Source organism: Streptomyces sp. Je 1-369, assembly GCF_026810505.1.
Classification (GTDB): domain Bacteria; phylum Actinomycetota; class Actinomycetes; order Streptomycetales; family Streptomycetaceae; genus Streptomyces.
The window spans coordinates 8,791,273-8,806,470 of record NZ_CP101750.1 but is presented as its reverse complement, the minus strand read 5'-3'; the positions used below and the strand labels follow the sequence as shown (position 1 = coordinate 8,806,470).

Genomic DNA, 15,198 nt, shown 5'->3' with positions numbered 1-15,198 from the left:
GCGGCCGTCCCACCGGTATCGGGCCGGCCGCTGCGGGAGGGCCCAGGAAGGGCCGGTCGCCGAAGGGCCGGGGCGGGGGCTGTTCGTGCTCCAGGGTGGCGCAGGCGGGTGATCGAGGTCGACGTGTTTTGGGCTAGCCCGAATAACGACATCTTGATCAGGCTCTGCGCATGCCGCTGCGTATCCACTTCACCGCCGCCGACCTGGCCCGTACCCGGCTGGCCGAGGCGCCCCGTCCGATGCTGGAGCTGGACATCGCGGTGCGGCTGCTGCAGGACGGCGCGCATGCGGCGCGGTTCGGGGCGTGGCGGCGGCAGTCGTTGCGGCGGCTGGCGCCCGGGGTGCGGCGGCTGTTCGATCTGATTCCGCCGACCGGCTGGAGCGTCGACTTCCTGGACCATGCGGGGGCCGGCAGCATCGAGGAGGCGGTGGAGCGGGTGCGGGCCACGCCGGCCGCCCGGGTCCGCTCGGACATGGAGACCTGGGCGGGGCGCAGGCCCGGGCAGGGCCTGCCGGGGTGGACGCGGGCGCTGGGGGGTGACGGGCGGCTGCTCGGGGAGCTCGCCGATGCCGTGGCGCATGCGCACCGGGAGGTCGTCGCGCCGTATCAGGAGCACATGGACGCGCTCTGCCGTGCCGATCGGGTGCTGCGTGCCCGTCAGGTGGCCCACGGCGGGTGGGACATGCTGCTGTCGGGGCTCAACCCGCGCTGTATCCGGTGGGATTCGCCGGTGCTGGAGCTGACGACGGCTTCCGGGTTCACCGGGGACATTCATCTCGCGGGCCGCGGGCTGCTGTTGATTCCGTCGGTGTTCGGTGCGGTGTTTCCGGCCTTCGATGAAACGGCTGAGGCTCAGCCGTGGCTGACCTATCCCGTCGGTGTACGTGACACGGATCTATTTCTGGCGCCCGTGGAGACCGCCCGGGTACTCAGTACGGTCCCTGATTCCCTGACGGCACTGCTGGGGCATACGCGTGCCGTGGTGCTGTGGACCATTGCCGAGCATCCGGGCTGTACGACCGGTGAGCTCGCCCGTCGTGCGGGGATCTCCCCGGCGAGCGCGAGTCAGCATGCGACGGTGCTTCGTACCGCAGGCCTCTCGTGCACCGTGCGGCACCGCAATACCGCTTTGCACACCGCTACTTACGCAGGGACCCATTTGCTCAGTACCGCGGGGTGAGGGTGTTGCGTGGCTGAATGTGGAGGCAGCCAGGCGGGAGTGAGCCGGAGGGGGCCGGCGGGGGCGGTGTGGGGGGTCGCGCGGCGCGCGGGTGGCCGGGGTGCGCCCGTGGGGGCGGGGGTGGTCCGGGGGGTGTCGGGCCTGGTCTCGGGCGGCTTGGGGGGTGGTGGGGGCGGGGGTGGGGGGTGTGGGCGGGGTGGCTTGTGTCGTTGCGGTCCGGTGATCGCTGGTGGATTCTGCAGGCGGGGGCCTTCTCCGGAAAAAACGGGCATAACGCAATTGCATGAAATCCCGGAGAGTTCTCTGTTCGTGGCGGAATCTCATGATACTCTCGCCGCGTTATGCGCTTCGGTCCGGGGGAGGAGAAGCAGCGTGATGATCGGAATGCCAGGGGAGGCCGCCCCTGGGGGGGAACTTCCTAAAGATCAGTTCTGTCGGCCCGTCGGGCCCGACCACTCGACCGAAGTTTCTGCTTCAATCATCAGGATTCCCATCACCTTGCTCCGTGATGCGGATTCTCCTCGTCTGGCCGGTGTCGACCAGGATCATGTACGTACTCTGGCGGCCTGCACCGATAAACTTCCGCCGATCATCGTGCACCGCTCGACGATGAAGGTCATCGACGGAATGCACCGGCTGCACGTGGCGCGGCTGAACGGCGAGGAAACCATTGAGGTCCGCTACTTCGAGGGATCGAACAGGGAAGCGTTCCTCTTAGCCGTCGAGCTGAACCTGAAGCACGGCCTGGCGCTGGCTCTCTCCGACCGCAAGAAGTCGGCGATGAAGATCCTGGAGAGTTTCCCCGAGTGGTCCGACCGGGCGGTGGCCATGAAGACCGGCCTTTCCGGCAAGACCGTCGGGGTACTGCGCCGTAAATTCGCGGGACAGATCGCCCAGGCCCCGCTGAGAGTCGGACGCGACGGCCGCGTACGGCCGCTGAATTCCCACAAGGACCGCCGCCAGACCGCCCACATTCTGCCCGCGGAGCCGGACACCGTCCCGCGCGAGAGCGCCGGGAGCGGCGGGGTGCCCGGGCCGGCGGCCCAGGAGGCGCAGAAACGGTTGCGCAGCGCCGCGGAGGGGCCCACCGCCGGCGCGGAGGCCAGGAGCCGGGCGCCGCACGGCCCCGAGGCGGCCCCGCCCCTCGTGGACCCCCTGGCCCAGCTCGAGTCGCTGAGGCGGGACCCCGCCCTGAAGTACAGCAACGACGGCCGGGAGATGATCCGCTGGCTCGAGGCCCGCATCATCCGCAAGAGCGACCCCGGTCTGGTGCTGCAGGCCCCCGCCCACCAGGCGAGGAAGATCGCCGCCCTGGCCCGGGCGTGCGCGGCGCAGTGGAACTGGATCGCCATGCGCATGGAGCTCCAGTGCGACGAATGCTCCAAGGCCTCCAACTGAGGTTGCCGGCCGGGGGCTTCAGCCGAGTTTTCTGCCGGGTATCCAGCCGAGTTTTCTGCCGGGGCTCCGGGCGGGTCTTCAGCCGGGGCTTCCGGCGGGTCTCCGGTCAGGGCTCCGGGCGGGGCTCCCAGCGGGGCTCCGGGCAGGGCTCCCAGCGGGGCTTCAGCCGGGGCTCCGGGCGGGGCTCCGGGCGGGGCTCCGGGCGGGGCTCCGGGCGGGGCTCCGGGCGGGTTCAACTGAGGAAATTCCGCAGTCGGGCCCCGCAGGGACCCGGGGGGCCGGGCGAGGTGGGCGTGTGGGCGGCATCCCTCCGCGGAGTGCGTGTGCTCCGCGGAGTGGTGCGGATGCCGCCGACGGCACCGCGTGTGCGCCCCGCTCAGCTCGCGTAGCGGTCGAACGTGGAGGAGGGCCGGGGGCCTGCGATCACGTCCAGGCGCGGGTCGACCGCGAGGATCGCCTGATGAAGCCGCTGCAACTGCGGCGACGGCTCCACCCCCAGGTCCTCGATCAGCCGGGCCCGCAGCCGCTGGTAGACGTCCAGGGCCGAGGCCTGACGGCCCGAGCGGTACAGCGCCACCATCGCCTGCGAGTGCAGGCCCTCGTGCCGCGGGTGCCGGGCGGTCAGGTCGCTCAGCTCGGCGATGAACTCGCAGTGCCGGCCCAGGCGCAGCTCGGCGTCGATGCGCCGCTCCAGGGTGACCAGGCGGCTCTCCTCCAGGCGGGTGGCCTCGATCTCCAGCACGCAGCCCATCCGCACGTCGACCAGTGCGGCCCCGTCCCACAGGTCCAGGGCCCGCCCGAAGAGGGTGGCCGCCGCCCGGTCGTCGCCGCTGTCGAAGGCGCGCTGGCCGCCGGCCACCAGGCGTTCGTACTCGTGGACGTCGACCTGTTCGGGCGGGATCTGCAGGAGATAGCCTCCGTAGCGGGTCACCAGGACGTCCTTGGCGCTGCCCGCGGCGTCCGGCCCCATGGCCGTGCCCAGGCGCCGGCGCAGCTGGAGGATGTAGGTCTGCAGGGTCGTCATGGCGCTGGCGGGCAGGTCGACTCCCCAGATCTCCTCCATGAGCGTCGAGATCGGCACGACCCTTCTGGGGTAGAGAGCCAAAAGCGCCAGGATCTGCCGTGGCTTGCTTGCTGTTGGCACAACATTCACACCGTTAACATCGGCACCAAGCGGGCCGAGGACCTTTACCCTCACAGATTCCTCCTAGAATCCGGCGGCTTCGCGTTTGCGAGCCGGCACCGAATCTGATCTGCAGCGCATGTCGCATGGCAGACTTCACAGCCTCTCTCTGCTCACCGATCCGTCGGGTACGCCGGCCGCGTGGGGGCGGCCCCGGATCTGCAGATACTCCACCGCTTTTCAGGTATCTCTCTGATGTCACATTCGCCGTTGTCCACCGATAACTCATGGGCCAGCGGAATTGTGTCGACTGGTTGGCGGGTGCGGCAAGTGCTTCCCTCGGCGGCCGGATCGGCCCGTGCGGGATGAAGCGGAGGTAATACCTCCGCCGCTCTTCCGTACATGAGGTCTCCCCTGCCGCGCGCACTTGTAATAAGGTCTGCGGGATTGTGATCTGTCACGCTGCGCCGGACGGGCCGATGTCCGACACGGCGCCATGCCCTCATTCACGCATTCCTCCGACCGTGGACCTGCCGGCGGAGTTCTGATAAACGCGCGAGAGCGGTGAGAGCGGGCCGGGCCGCGCAATGCGGGCCCCTCCCCCATTTCCCGGGTGATCCTCCTGGGTGATCCATCCGGTGATCCGGAAGGGGGAGAGCTGCGGGTGGCGCCGGACTCCGCCGGGACGCGAGTCCTGGTTGAGCCCGCCTCCTGACCCCGTGGCCAGTGTGGGTGCGCACCGCCCGGCGGCGGTTGCCCTCTCCAGGCCGGTATGCCTCCGCGACAAGGAGCACGCGACCATGCCCACAGGACCCCTGGCTCAGCACACCGCGGTGTGCCTGGTCGGCGCCGGCCCGCGCGGGTTCTCCGTGCTCGAGCGGATCTGCGCGCAGGAACGCAAGTCCCCGCTGTGGGAGCGGGTGAGCGTGCACGTCGTGGATCCCGCACCGCCCGGCGCGGGCCGGGTGTGGCGGCCCGCGCAGTCGCCGCACCTGCTGATGAACACCGTCGCCTCGCAGGTCACCGTCTACACCGACGACAGCGTCAGCATCCGCGGCCCGCTGGAGGAGGGGCCCAGCCTCTACGAGTGGGCCCGGGCGCTGGGCCGGGGCGCGCTGGCGCCCGGCCCCGCCACCCCGTGCGACGCCGATGTGCTGGGCGAGGCGCGGGCGCTGGGACCGGACAGCTATCCCACGCGCGCCCTGTACGGGCGGTATCTGGGCTGGGCGTTCGCGCAGGTCGTGGCGGACGCGCCGGCGCATGTGGTGATCCGTGTGCACCGGGTGCGGGCGGTGGCCCTCACGGACGAGGCCGAGGGCGGCGTCGAGGGCGCGGGCGAGGGGGCGGGGGCGGTGCGCGGGGCGGGTGCGCAGACGGTGGTGCTGGAGGACGGCACGCGGCTTGCGGGGCTGTCCGCGGTGGTGCTCGCGCAGGGGCACCTGCCCGTGCGGCCTGGTGAGCAGGAGGGGCGGCTGGCCCGGTTCGCCGCCCGGCACGGGCTGCTCTACGTCGCGCCGGCCAACCCCGCCGACGTGGACCTCTCCCCCATCGCGCCGGGCCAGGACGTGCTGCTGCGCGGTCTCGGCCTGAACTTCTTCGACTACATGTCGCTGCTCACCCAGGGCAGGGGCGGCCGCTTCGAGCGGGCCGGCAGGCGCCTGGTCTACCGGGCCTCGGGGCGCGAGCCGCGGCTGCACGCCGGGTCGCGGCGCGGTATCCCGTACCACTCCCGCGGTGACAACGAGAAAGGCGCGTACGGCCGTTACCGGCCGCGGCTGCTGACCGCCGGGCACGTCGCGGCGCTGCGCGCGCCGGGCCGGGGCCCGCTGGGCTTTCGCAGCGACCTGTGGCCGCTGATCTCCAAAGAGGTGCGGTGCGTGTACTACGAGGCGCTGCTGGCCGGGCGGGGCGTGGCGCCCGGGGTGGTGGCCCGGTTCGGGGCGGACTTTCTGGCCGCGGCGCCGGGGCGGGCCGAGGAGGGGGTGCTCGCGGCGGCCGGGATCGGTGCGCAGGCGCGCTTCGACTGGGAGGTGCTGGCCCGCCCGTACGGCTCGCAGGTCTTCGCCGATGCGGCGCAGTTCCGGTCCTGGCTGCGCGGCCACCTCGAGGAGGATGTGGCGCAGGCGCGGCGGGGCAATGTGCGCGGGCCGCTGAAGGCCGCTCTGGACGTGCTGCGCGACCTGCGCAACGAGATCCGGCTTGCCGTGGACCACGGCGGGCTGACGGGCGCCTCGCACCGCAGCGAGCTGGAGGGCTGGTACACGCCGCTCAACGCCTACCTGTCCATCGGGCCGCCCGCCGGGCGGGTGGAGGAGATGCTCGCGCTGATGGAGGCCGGGGTGCTCGATGTGGCTCTGCCCGGTATCCGCGTCACCGTCGCGGAGGGTTCAACCGGCGGGGAGGGGGCGGGGTTTGTGGGGTCCTCGGCGCTGGTGCCCGGCATCCGGGTGCGGGCGTCGGCGCTGATCGAGGCCCGGCTGCCCGAGATGGACCTGCGCCGTACGGACGATCCGCTGCTGCGCCGTCTCCTCGCCTCGGGGCAGTGCCGTCCCTATCGCGTCCAGGGGCACGAGACGGGCGGTCTTGCCGTGACGCGGTCCTTCCATCTGCTGGATGCCGGCGGGGTGGCCCACCGGCGGCGCTTGGCCTATGGGGTGCCCACGGAGTCGGTGCACTGGGTGACGGCCGCCGGTATCAGGCCCGGGGTCGGGTCGGTGACGCTGGAGGACTCCGATGCCATCGCGGGGGCGGTGCTGGCGCTGCCCGCCCCGCCGCGGACGGTGCCGCGGCCCGGATGCGAAGGGGTGCAGTCGTGAAGACGACGCCACGCGGCGACTCAGCGGCAGAGGATGCTTGCCCGGTGCAGCCGGATGCGGGGCTGCTCTCCCCGGTGCGGGTGGGTACGGCCGTGGAGGCCGCGGTCGGTGACGGGGCCTGGCTGCAGGCCATGCTGGACGCGGAGGCGGCCCTTGCCCGGGCGCAGGCGCGCATGGGCACGGTGCCCGCCGCGGCCGCGGAGGCGATCACCGCGGCCGCCCGGGCCGAGTACTTCGATGTGCGCGAGGTGGCGCTGGCCGCCCGGGCGACGGCCAACCCGGTGGTCGGCCTGGTGGCCGCGCTGACCGGGGTGGTCGCCCGCCGGGCGCCGGAGGCGGCCGAGTACGTGCACCGCGGCTCCACCAGCCAGGACGTCTTCGACACCGGCGCGATGCTGGTGGCCGCACGCGCCCTGCGTGTGATCGTCGCGGACCTGCGGGAGACGGCCGCGTCCCTGGCCGCGCTGGCCGGCGCCCACCGTGACACGGTGATGGCCGGGCGGACCCTGGCCCTGCACGCCGTGCCCACCACCTTCGGGCTGAAGGCGGCCGGCTGGCGCCAGCTGGTGCTGGAGGCCATCACGCGTCTGGAGCGGGTCGCCGGACAGTCGCTGGTCATCTCGCTGGGCGGGGCGGCCGGCACGCTGGCGGGCTACCTGCAGTACGCCGAGCAGGCCCCGGCAGGCTCCTTCGCGGGCCGCAGCGCCGCGCAGGTGGTGGAAGAGCTGGCCGAGGCGTTCGCCGCCGAGACCGGCCTGGCCCGGCCGGTGCTGCCCTGGCACGCCCTGCGCACGCCCGTCACCGACCTGGGGGCCGCGCTGGCGCACACCGCGGGCGCCCTGGGCAAGATGGCGGCGGACGTGCAGGTCCTGGCCCGTACCGAGATCGGCGAGGTCGCCGAGCCCGCCGCCGAGGGGCGCGGCGCGTCCTCGGCGATGCCCCACAAGCAGAACCCCGTCCTGGCCACCCTGATCCGCTCGGCCGCCGTCCAGGTGCCCGCGCTCGGCGCGGTCCTGGCGCAGTGCCTGCCCGCCGAGGACGAGCGCTCGGCGGGGCTGTGGCATGCCGAGTGGCAGCCGCTGCGCGAGTGCCTGCGCCTGACCGGGGGCGCCGCCCACGCGGCCGCCGAACTGGCCGCCGGGCTGGTGGTGCATCCCGAACGGATGCGCGCCAACCTTGATCTGACGGGCGGCCAGGTCGTCTCGGAGCGGCTGGCCGCGTATCTGGCGCCCCGGCTCGGCAGGAGCGCGGCCAGGGAGCTCCTGGCCGGCGCCTCGCGGCAGGCGCGGGACACCGGGCGGCCGCTGGGGCAGGTCCTGGCCGAACTGCCCGCCCTGGCGGGGGTGGTGAGCGGGCAGGAGCTGGCGCGGCTGCTCGATCCGCGGCACTACACGGGTGCGGCGGGGCCGCTGGTGGACCGCGCACTGCGGGGGTGAGCCCCCGCCCCCTTCTTCTTTCTCTCTGTCGTCCGTAACCGTCCAGTACTCAGCCGGAGGAATGTCATGCCGCCACTGCCGCCCGCCCGTGTCGTCCGTGCCGTCGAAAGCGTGCGCGCCGCGCTGCAGAGCCTGACGCGCAGGCTCGCGCCCCCGCCGTTCGCGCTGCTCGAACTCGTCCAGGGCGCCATGGTCAGCCAGGCGATCTACGTGGCCGCCGAACTGCGCGTCGCCGAGACCCTCCAGGACGGGCCGCTCACCCCGCAGCAGATCGCCGAGCGGGCCGGGGCGGATGCCGACGCGCTGCACCGTCTGCTGCGTCTCCTTGCGACCTACGGCATCTTCACCGAGCACAAGGACGGGCGGTTCGCGCTGACCCCGATGGCGCGGGCGCTGCTCAAGGACGCCCCGATGTCGATGTACGGGATAGCCCGGCTGATGGGCCACCCCATCCACTGGGAGGACTGGGGGCATCTCCTGGACGCGGTGCGCACCGGTGAGCCGAGCCTGCCCAAGCTGCGCGGGATGGGGGCCTTTGAGTACCTGGAGGCCAACGCCGAGTACGGGGCGGTCTTCACCGACGGGATGGGGGCGATGTCGGGCACGGAGACCGAACCGCTGCTGGCCGCCTACGACTTCGCGCGCTACGCCACGGTGGTCGACTTCTGCGGCGGCCGCGGCGATCTGCTGGCCGGGGTGCTGAAGAAGACGCCCGCCGCGCGCGGGATCCTCTCCGATCCCCGGGTGGGCACCAACGGCGCCGCGGGGTTCCTGGCCGAGCAGGGGGTGTCCGAGCGGTGCACGATCGCCGACGGCGGCCTGTTCGACGCGGTGCCGGCGGGCGGGGACGCGTACATCCTCAAGCACATCCTCCACGACTGGCCCGAGCCGCAGGCGCTGGAGATCCTGCGCAACGTCCGCAAGGCGATGAACCCCGGCGGGCGGCTCCTGGTGATGGAGATGGTCGTGCCCGACAAGGCCAACGGCCCGCACTCGGGCAAGCTGGTCGACCTGTGGCTGATGCTGCTGGTCGGCGGCAAGGAACGGACCCGCGCCCAGTACGCCGAACTCCTTGGCAGGGCCGGTTTCCAGCTGGAGCGGGTGGTGCAGACACCGGCGGCGATCTCGATCGTCGAGGCGAGCGCACACTGAACCCACCCGCCCGGTGCCCGCTCGGTCCGGCGCCGCACCCCTCCCCCGGTTGCCGGGAGGGGTGCGGCGCCGGAGTCATTTCTCAGGCTCTCAGGTGTCCTGCTTGTGCTGCTTGCGGGTGGTGCGCAGCGGCACCTCGCGGACCAGGAGCGCGGCCGCCAGGGCCAGGCCCGCGGCCAGCGACGCCAGCACGAACGCCCCCTGCACGCCCTGGGCGACGGCACTGCGGTACACGGTGCGCACGGGCGCACTGAGGCGGCTCATGCTGTCGGCGTCCAGGCGGGTGTCGTGCAGGGCGGTGGTGTGGGTGTGGCCGCTCATCACGTCGCGTACGCGGTGGTTGAACAAGGTGCCCATGACGGCGACGCCGACCGACTGGCCCAGGGTGCGGAAGAGGGTCATCGCGGCGGAGGCGACACCCACCTCGTGGGCGTCGACGCTGTTCTGGGCGACGGTCATCACGTTCTGCCCCAGAAAGCCCATGCCGGCCCCCAGCAGGGCCATGAACAGGGCGGCGGCAAGGCGTGAGGTGCCGGTGCCCAGGTGTGAGAGCAGCAGGGTGCCGGTGAGCATCGCGGCCGAGCCGGTGATCTGGAGGATCTTGTAGCGGCCGGTGCGGGCGACGGTGCGCCCCGACAGCTGGGAGGCCAGGACCAGGGCGCCGAGCATCGGCAGCAGCAGCAGGCCGGAGCCGGTGGCGGAGACGCCGTGCACGGCCTGCTGGTAGAGCGGCAGATACAGGACGGCGCCGAACATCACGAAGCCGTTGGTGAAGCTCAGGACGGCCATCAGGCAGAAGTTGCGCTCGCCGAACAGGTGCGGGGGCAGGACCGGTTCAAGCGCCCGGGACTGGGCGTGGACGAAGCCGGCCAGGGCCGCGGCGGACAGGGCGGCCAGGGTCACGATCGTGGCCGAGTTCCAGGCGTGTTCGACGCCGCCCCAGGTGACCACCAGCACGAAGGAGACGATGCACACGACCAGCAGCACCGCGCCCGCGTAGTCGATGTGGGCCTTCCTGCGCCGGCCGGTCACCCGCACCAGGCGGGTGATCAGGGCCAGGGACAGCAGGCCGACGGGCAGGTTGACCCAGAACGCCCAGCGCCAGCCGGCCCAGTCGGTGAGGGAACCGCCGACCAGGGGGCCCACGACCATGGAGAACACCATGACGCTGGTGATCATGCCCTGGTAGCGGCCGCGTTCGCGCGGCGGGATCAGCTCGCCGATGACCGCCATCACACCGACCGCGAGGCCTCCCCCGCCGAGCCCCTGCACGGTGCGCGCCGCGATCAGCTCGGCCATGTCCTGGGAGAGGCCGCACAGCAGCGACCCGGTCAGGAACACCGACATCGCAACGATCAGCCACCGCTTGCGCCCGTACATGTCGCCGAGCTTGCCCCAGACGGGAATGGCGGCCGCGGCGGCCAGCGTGTAGGAGGTCACCGCCCAGGACAGGTAGCCGGTGCCGCCCAGTTCGCCGGCGATGGTCGGCATCGACGTCGCCACGATGGTGGAGCCCAGCGAGGAGGGCAGCATCGCGAGGAGCAGGGGTATCAGCGCGAGGCGTACGCTGCGCGGCCCGGGGTCGCGCCGTGTCCCCTCGGCCTCGCCCGTCGGCGCGTTCACGGGCTCCTCCTTCTGACGGGTGCGCCTCATCTGATGTGCATCGTGGCCATCATGCCCCGCACACCGTGCTCGAACATGTGGCAGTGGTAGAGGTATCGGCCGCGGTAGCTGTCGAAGACGGCCTGGAGGCGGACGGTTTCGCCGGGGGCGAGGTGGATGGTGTCCTTCAGGCCGCTCTCGCCCGGCCCGGGGGGCCGGCCGGCGCGTTCCAGGACGCGGAACTGCACCAGGTGCAGGTGGAAGTTGTGCTCGGCGCGGGCGTTGGCGTTGGTGACCGTCCAGATCTCGCTGGTGTTGAACTTGATCTGTGCGTCGACGCGTTGGGGGTCGTACTCCTTCTCGTCGATGTAGGCGCCGGGGTGTTCGCCGCCCTCGTCCATGCGCAGCACCACCGTCCGCTCGGTGGCGGGGCGGGGCAGCGGCGGCAGGGTGCGCAGCCGGGCGGGTATGCGGCTGGGGTCGTGGGCGGTGCGCACCACGTCGAAGCGGAGTATCTCGCCGGTCTCCTCGGCGGGTCCGGTGCCGGTGGTGTTCTTCAGTACGACGCTGGTGCCCACCGGGTAGCGGGAGAAGTCGACGACGATGTCGGCGCGTTCGCCCGCGGACATCGCGATGTGGTCGGTGGTGTGGGGGGCGGTGAGCAGGCCGCCGTCGGAGCCGATCTGGGTGAGGGGGCTGTTGTCGGCCAGGCGCAGGTCGAAGCGGCGCTGGTTGGAGGCGTTGAGCAGGCGCAGCCGGTACTTGCGGGCGGCGACCTGGAAGTAGGGGTAGGGCACGCCGTTGGCCAGGAGGGTGTTGCGGGCGCGGTCGCCCATGGCGTAGGCGAGTTGGTTGCCGTCGTCGAAGCGGGCGTCGCGCAGGGCGATGACGACTTCGTAGCGGCCCCGGGGCAGGGGCAGGGCGCGTTCGGTGGCGTCGGTGAGCAGGTAGGAGCCGGACAGGCCGCGGTAGACGTTCTCCGCTTCGAGGTGGTGGGCGTGGTCGTGGAACCACAGCGGGGCGTGCGGCTGGCGGTTGGGGTAGTGGTAGACGCGGTCCGTGCCGGGTTCGATGACGTCCATGGGGTCGCCGTCGCTGTCGGGGCGTACCGCGGCGCCGTGCAGGTGGACGGCGGTGGGGACGGTGAGGCGGTTGCGCTGGCGGATGACGACGGGGTGGTGGGCGCGGGCTCTGATGACGGGGCCGGGGAAGTGGCCGTCGTAGGTGAGGACGTCGGTGGGCGGGCCGGGCAGGATCTGGGCGCGGGCGGGCTTCATGGTCATCACGTACACGTCGGATGTTCCGGTGCGGCCCGCGGGTTTCTTCTCGGGGAGCAGGGGCATGGGGCGCTGGAACTTGGCCACGGTCCCCGGTGGCGCGGGGGCGTTGGCGGTGGTGGGCTGGGCGCGGACGTGGGCGGCGAGCAGCGGGGTGAGGCCGGCGCCGGTGAGCGCCGCTCCGCCGGTGGCGAGCGTGACGCTCAGGGCACTGCGTCGGGTGATCATGGGTGCTCCAGGGCTGTTCGGCGCCGCTGCCGGCGGGGTGGGAGGGCTTGTGCGGGGCGGGGCGGTGCAGGTTCGGGTTCGGGCGCGGTGCGGGTTCGGGCGTGGGTTCGGCGTACTCGCGGGGTGTGGGTGGCGTGCTCGTGGGCGGCGTAGTCGCGGGGTGCGGGCCGCGTGCTCGCAAGGCTCGCGCGGTGCGGGTGTGGTGCTGTGCGGGTGCGTGCCGCGTGCTCGCGCGGTGCGTGCGGTGCGGTGCGGTCAGTGCGGGTTCGGTGCTGTGCGGGCTCGGGCGGGGCGGGCCGCGGGCTCGGACGGTGCGGTCAGTGCGAGTGGGGTGCGGCGGGCGGGCTCGGGCGGGCGGGTGTGGGGTGTGGTGCGGGCTCGGGCGGGCGCGGGCTCGGGCGGTGTGGGGTGTGGGTGGGGTTGGGGTCAGCCGGTGCCGAGTCGGAAGCCGACGCCGCGTACGGTGACGACCCAGCCGTTGCCGCCGAGTTTTCCGCGCAGGCTGCTGACGTGGGTGTCGATGGTGCGGCGCGACCAGGAGTCGCCCCACACCTGTTGCAGGAGCTGCTTGCGCGGGATGACCGTGTCGGGCTGGGCGGCCAGCAGGCACAGCAGGTCGAATTCCTTGCGGGTCAGGGCGACGGGCTCGTCGTCGACGGTGACCTGGCGGGAGTCGACGTCGATGCGCAGCCGGCCCAGGTCCATCTCCCGGGCCGCGGCGGGCTGCCAGCGGGTGCGGCGCATGACCGCTTCGATACGGGCGATGAGTTCGCGCAGCCCGTAGGGCTTGGTGACGTAGTCGTCGGCGCCCGCGTGCAGGCCGAGCACGCAGTCGAGTTCGCAGCGGCGGGCGGTGACGATGATGATGGGGATGCGGCTGACCTCGCGGATGGCGCGGCACACCTCCAGGCCGTCCAGGTCGGGCAGGTCCAGGTCGAGGAGGACCAGTTCGGCGTCCTCGTAGGCGTGCAGGGCCGCTTGGCCGTGCCGGACGCCGACGGGGTCGTGGCCGTGGCGGCGCAGCTGGGCGGTGAGGGAGCCGGCCAGGGCGGCGTCGCCGTCCACCACCAGGATGCGCTGGCCGGTGGGTGCGCGGGCCGGGGCCGGGGTGCCCGGCTCGGTGGGGCGGGCGGTCTCGGGCAGGGCGGTCAAGGGCTCCAGCAGTGCCGGTGACGGTATGTGGCTCATGCCTTCCCCCGTTGGGTGTGCGGTGCCCGGGCGGGCCGCCGGCCGGTGCGGGCCGGCCGGCCGCGCCGCGGTGCGGGTCCGCCTACGGTTTCGTGGCCGGTGGGCCCTGGAGGGGCGCCGCGGGGTTCAGGACCCACGCGGAGTCGTGCCGGGTGAAGCCCACGCGCGGGTAGTAGCCGGCGGCGGCGGGCGCCGACAGGAGCACCACCTTGGCGTCGGGGGCCTGGCGGCGGGTCTCCTCCATCAGGGCGATGCCCACTCCCGAGCGCTGGTGGTCCAGGACCACGGCGATGTCGGAGAGGTAGGTGACGTAGGAGAAGTCGGAGATGCTGCGGGCGATGCCGATCAGGGTGCCGTCCGCCTCGCGGGCGACGACGACGAGGTTGGCCTCGCGCACCATCGCGGCCATCCGCTCGCGGTCCTGGACGGGGCGTCGCTCGCCCAGGCCGGAGGCGTGGTAGACGGCCAGGACCTCGTCCAGGTCGAGGTCGCCTCCGTTGACGCGTTCAGTCTTCCAGTTCATCGAGCATCTCCAATCGCCGCCGTATGACGTCGTGGTGGACGAGGAAGCGCTCGGGCCGCAGCTCTTCGCGCAGCTCGACGCCCTCGGTGGCCAGGGTGTCCCGGAAGGGGGTGGCGGTGGCCGCCGTCCGGTTGGCGGCGGCCTGCGCCGAGCGGTAGGCGTGCTCGCGCTCGGTGCCGTCGCCGAGCAGGTCGACCAGGACGGCCGAACTGTAGATGAGGCCGTGGGTGCGCTCCAGTGCGGCGCGCATCGTCTCGGGCCGTACGGTGAGGTGGGTCAGCAGCTCTTCGGCCTTGGTGGCCTGGAAGTGGGCCACGGCCAGGCTGTCGGGCAGGATGACCCGCTCGACGCACTGGTGGGCCAGGTCCCGCTCGTGCCACAGCGCGACGTCCTCCAGGGCGGTGGTGGCGTAGCCGCGCAGCAGGCGGGCCAGGCCGCACAGCCGTTCGCTGGTGGTGGGGTTGCGTTTGTGGGGCATGGCGCTGGAGCCCTGGTAGGCCGGGGCGCGCTGTTCTTCGACCTCGGCGACCTCGGTGCGCTGCAACAGCCGCATCTCCAGGGCGATCTGTTCGACGCAGGCCCCCAACGCGGCCACTGCCTGTACGAGTTGGGCGTGGCGGTCGCGGGCGACGACCTGGCTGGGCGCGGGCTCGATGCCAAGGCCCAGGGACTGGCACACGTACTGTTCGACGTAGGGGTCGATGAGGGCGTAGGTGCCCACCGAGCCGGAGACGGTGCCCACCGCGACGGCTTCGCGGGCGGCCGCCAGGCGGGTCAGGGAGCGGTCGACGGCGAAGGCGTAGCCGGCGAGTTTGTGGCCGAAGGTGGTCGGCTCGGCGTGGATGCCGTGGGTGCGGCCGACCATGAGGGTGTCGAAGTGCTCCAGGGCGCGGGCCACCAGGGTGCGGCGCAGGCGGCGGGCGGCCCCGCTCAGCAGGTCGGTGGCGCGGGCCAGGGTGTGGCCCAGCGCGGTGTCGACCAGGTCGTAGCTGGTCATGCCCAGGTGGACCCAGCGTGCGGTGGTTTCGGGGATGTTCTCGCAGTAGGCGGCCAGGAAGGAGAGGACTTCGTGGTCGCGGTCCTTCTCGATCTCGGCGATGCGGTGCGCGAGCGGTACGGGGGCGCGGCGCATGTCGCGCACGGCGTCCTCGGGGACGCGTCCCAGGCGTACTTGTGCCTCGGTGGCGAGGATCTCGACGCGGACCCAGGTGGCGTAGCGGGTCTGGTCGCTGAAGAGGTCCGCCATCTCGGGCAGGGTGTATCGGGCGATCATG

Annotated in this window: 11 protein-coding genes; 5 read left to right on the top strand and 6 right to left on the bottom strand. The window is 72.6% G+C overall.

Annotation, left to right across the window (positions count from 1 at the left end; all coding sequences use genetic code 11):
- Positions 1-170 precede the first annotated feature (170 nt).
- Together NOO62_RS39005 and NOO62_RS39000 are read left to right on the top strand one after the other, a co-directional pair.
- On the top strand, positions 171-1,181 hold the full coding sequence (locus NOO62_RS39005; RefSeq protein WP_268768808.1) for a winged helix-turn-helix domain-containing protein: 1,011 nt from the start codon (positions 171-173) through the stop codon (positions 1,179-1,181).
- A 375-nt stretch (positions 1,182-1,556) separates the two neighbouring features.
- Positions 1,557-2,579 (top strand): ParB/RepB/Spo0J family partition protein, encoded by a 1,023-nt coding sequence (locus NOO62_RS39000; protein ID WP_321170667.1) that lies wholly within the window; start codon positions 1,557-1,559, stop codon positions 2,577-2,579.
- A 376-nt stretch (positions 2,580-2,955) separates the two neighbouring features.
- Here the strand turns inward: NOO62_RS39000 and NOO62_RS38995 are convergent, their stop codons facing one another.
- Positions 2,956-3,777, bottom strand: coding sequence for an AfsR/SARP family transcriptional regulator (locus tag NOO62_RS38995; protein ID WP_268768809.1), 822 nt, complete (start codon positions 3,775-3,777; stop codon positions 2,956-2,958).
- A 725-nt stretch (positions 3,778-4,502) separates the two neighbouring features.
- On the opposite strand from NOO62_RS38995, the gene NOO62_RS38990 reads away from it, so the two are divergent.
- The 3 genes from NOO62_RS38990 to NOO62_RS38980 all read left to right on the top strand — a co-directional run bounded on the left by NOO62_RS38990 (position 4,503) and on the right by NOO62_RS38980 (position 9,106).
- A complete protein-coding gene (locus NOO62_RS38990; RefSeq protein WP_268768810.1) occupies positions 4,503-6,518 on the top strand; it encodes an FAD/NAD(P)-binding protein in 2,016 nt (671 codons plus the stop codon).
- Positions 6,497-7,954: a lyase family protein gene (locus tag NOO62_RS38985; RefSeq protein WP_268768811.1), complete on the top strand. Its 1,458-nt coding sequence runs from the start codon at positions 6,497-6,499 to the stop codon at positions 7,952-7,954. The genes NOO62_RS38990 and NOO62_RS38985 overlap by 22 nt, the downstream gene beginning before the upstream one ends.
- Before the next feature lie 66 nt (positions 7,955-8,020).
- Positions 8,021-9,106, top strand: coding sequence for a methyltransferase (locus NOO62_RS38980; protein WP_268768812.1), 1,086 nt, complete (start codon positions 8,021-8,023; stop codon positions 9,104-9,106).
- Between the two features lie 90 nt (positions 9,107-9,196).
- Here the strand turns inward: NOO62_RS38980 and NOO62_RS38975 are convergent, their stop codons facing one another.
- The 5 genes from NOO62_RS38975 to purB form a co-directional block, all read right to left on the bottom strand.
- Positions 9,197-10,729 (bottom strand): MDR family MFS transporter, encoded by a 1,533-nt coding sequence (locus NOO62_RS38975; RefSeq protein ID WP_268768813.1) that lies wholly within the window; start codon positions 10,727-10,729, stop codon positions 9,197-9,199.
- Positions 10,730-10,755: 26 nt separating this feature from the next.
- The gene (locus NOO62_RS38970) at positions 10,756-12,213 is read right to left on the bottom strand and encodes a multicopper oxidase family protein (protein ID WP_268768814.1); all 1,458 of its coding nucleotides are present in this window, start codon (positions 12,211-12,213) and stop codon (positions 10,756-10,758) included.
- A 426-nt stretch (positions 12,214-12,639) separates the two neighbouring features.
- The gene (locus NOO62_RS38965) at positions 12,640-13,401 is read right to left on the bottom strand and encodes a response regulator transcription factor (protein ID WP_268768815.1); all 762 of its coding nucleotides are present in this window, start codon (positions 13,399-13,401) and stop codon (positions 12,640-12,642) included.
- Positions 13,402-13,483: 82 nt separating this feature from the next.
- Entirely contained in the window at positions 13,484-13,924 is a 441-nt protein-coding gene (locus tag NOO62_RS38960) for a GNAT family N-acetyltransferase (protein WP_268768816.1), read from the bottom strand.
- Complete coding sequence (gene purB / locus NOO62_RS38955) at positions 13,908-15,197, bottom strand: adenylosuccinate lyase (RefSeq protein WP_268768817.1); 1,290 nt, start codon at positions 15,195-15,197, stop codon at positions 13,908-13,910. Before purB ends, NOO62_RS38960 begins: the two co-directional genes overlap by 17 nt.
- Position 15,198 lies beyond the last annotated feature (1 nt).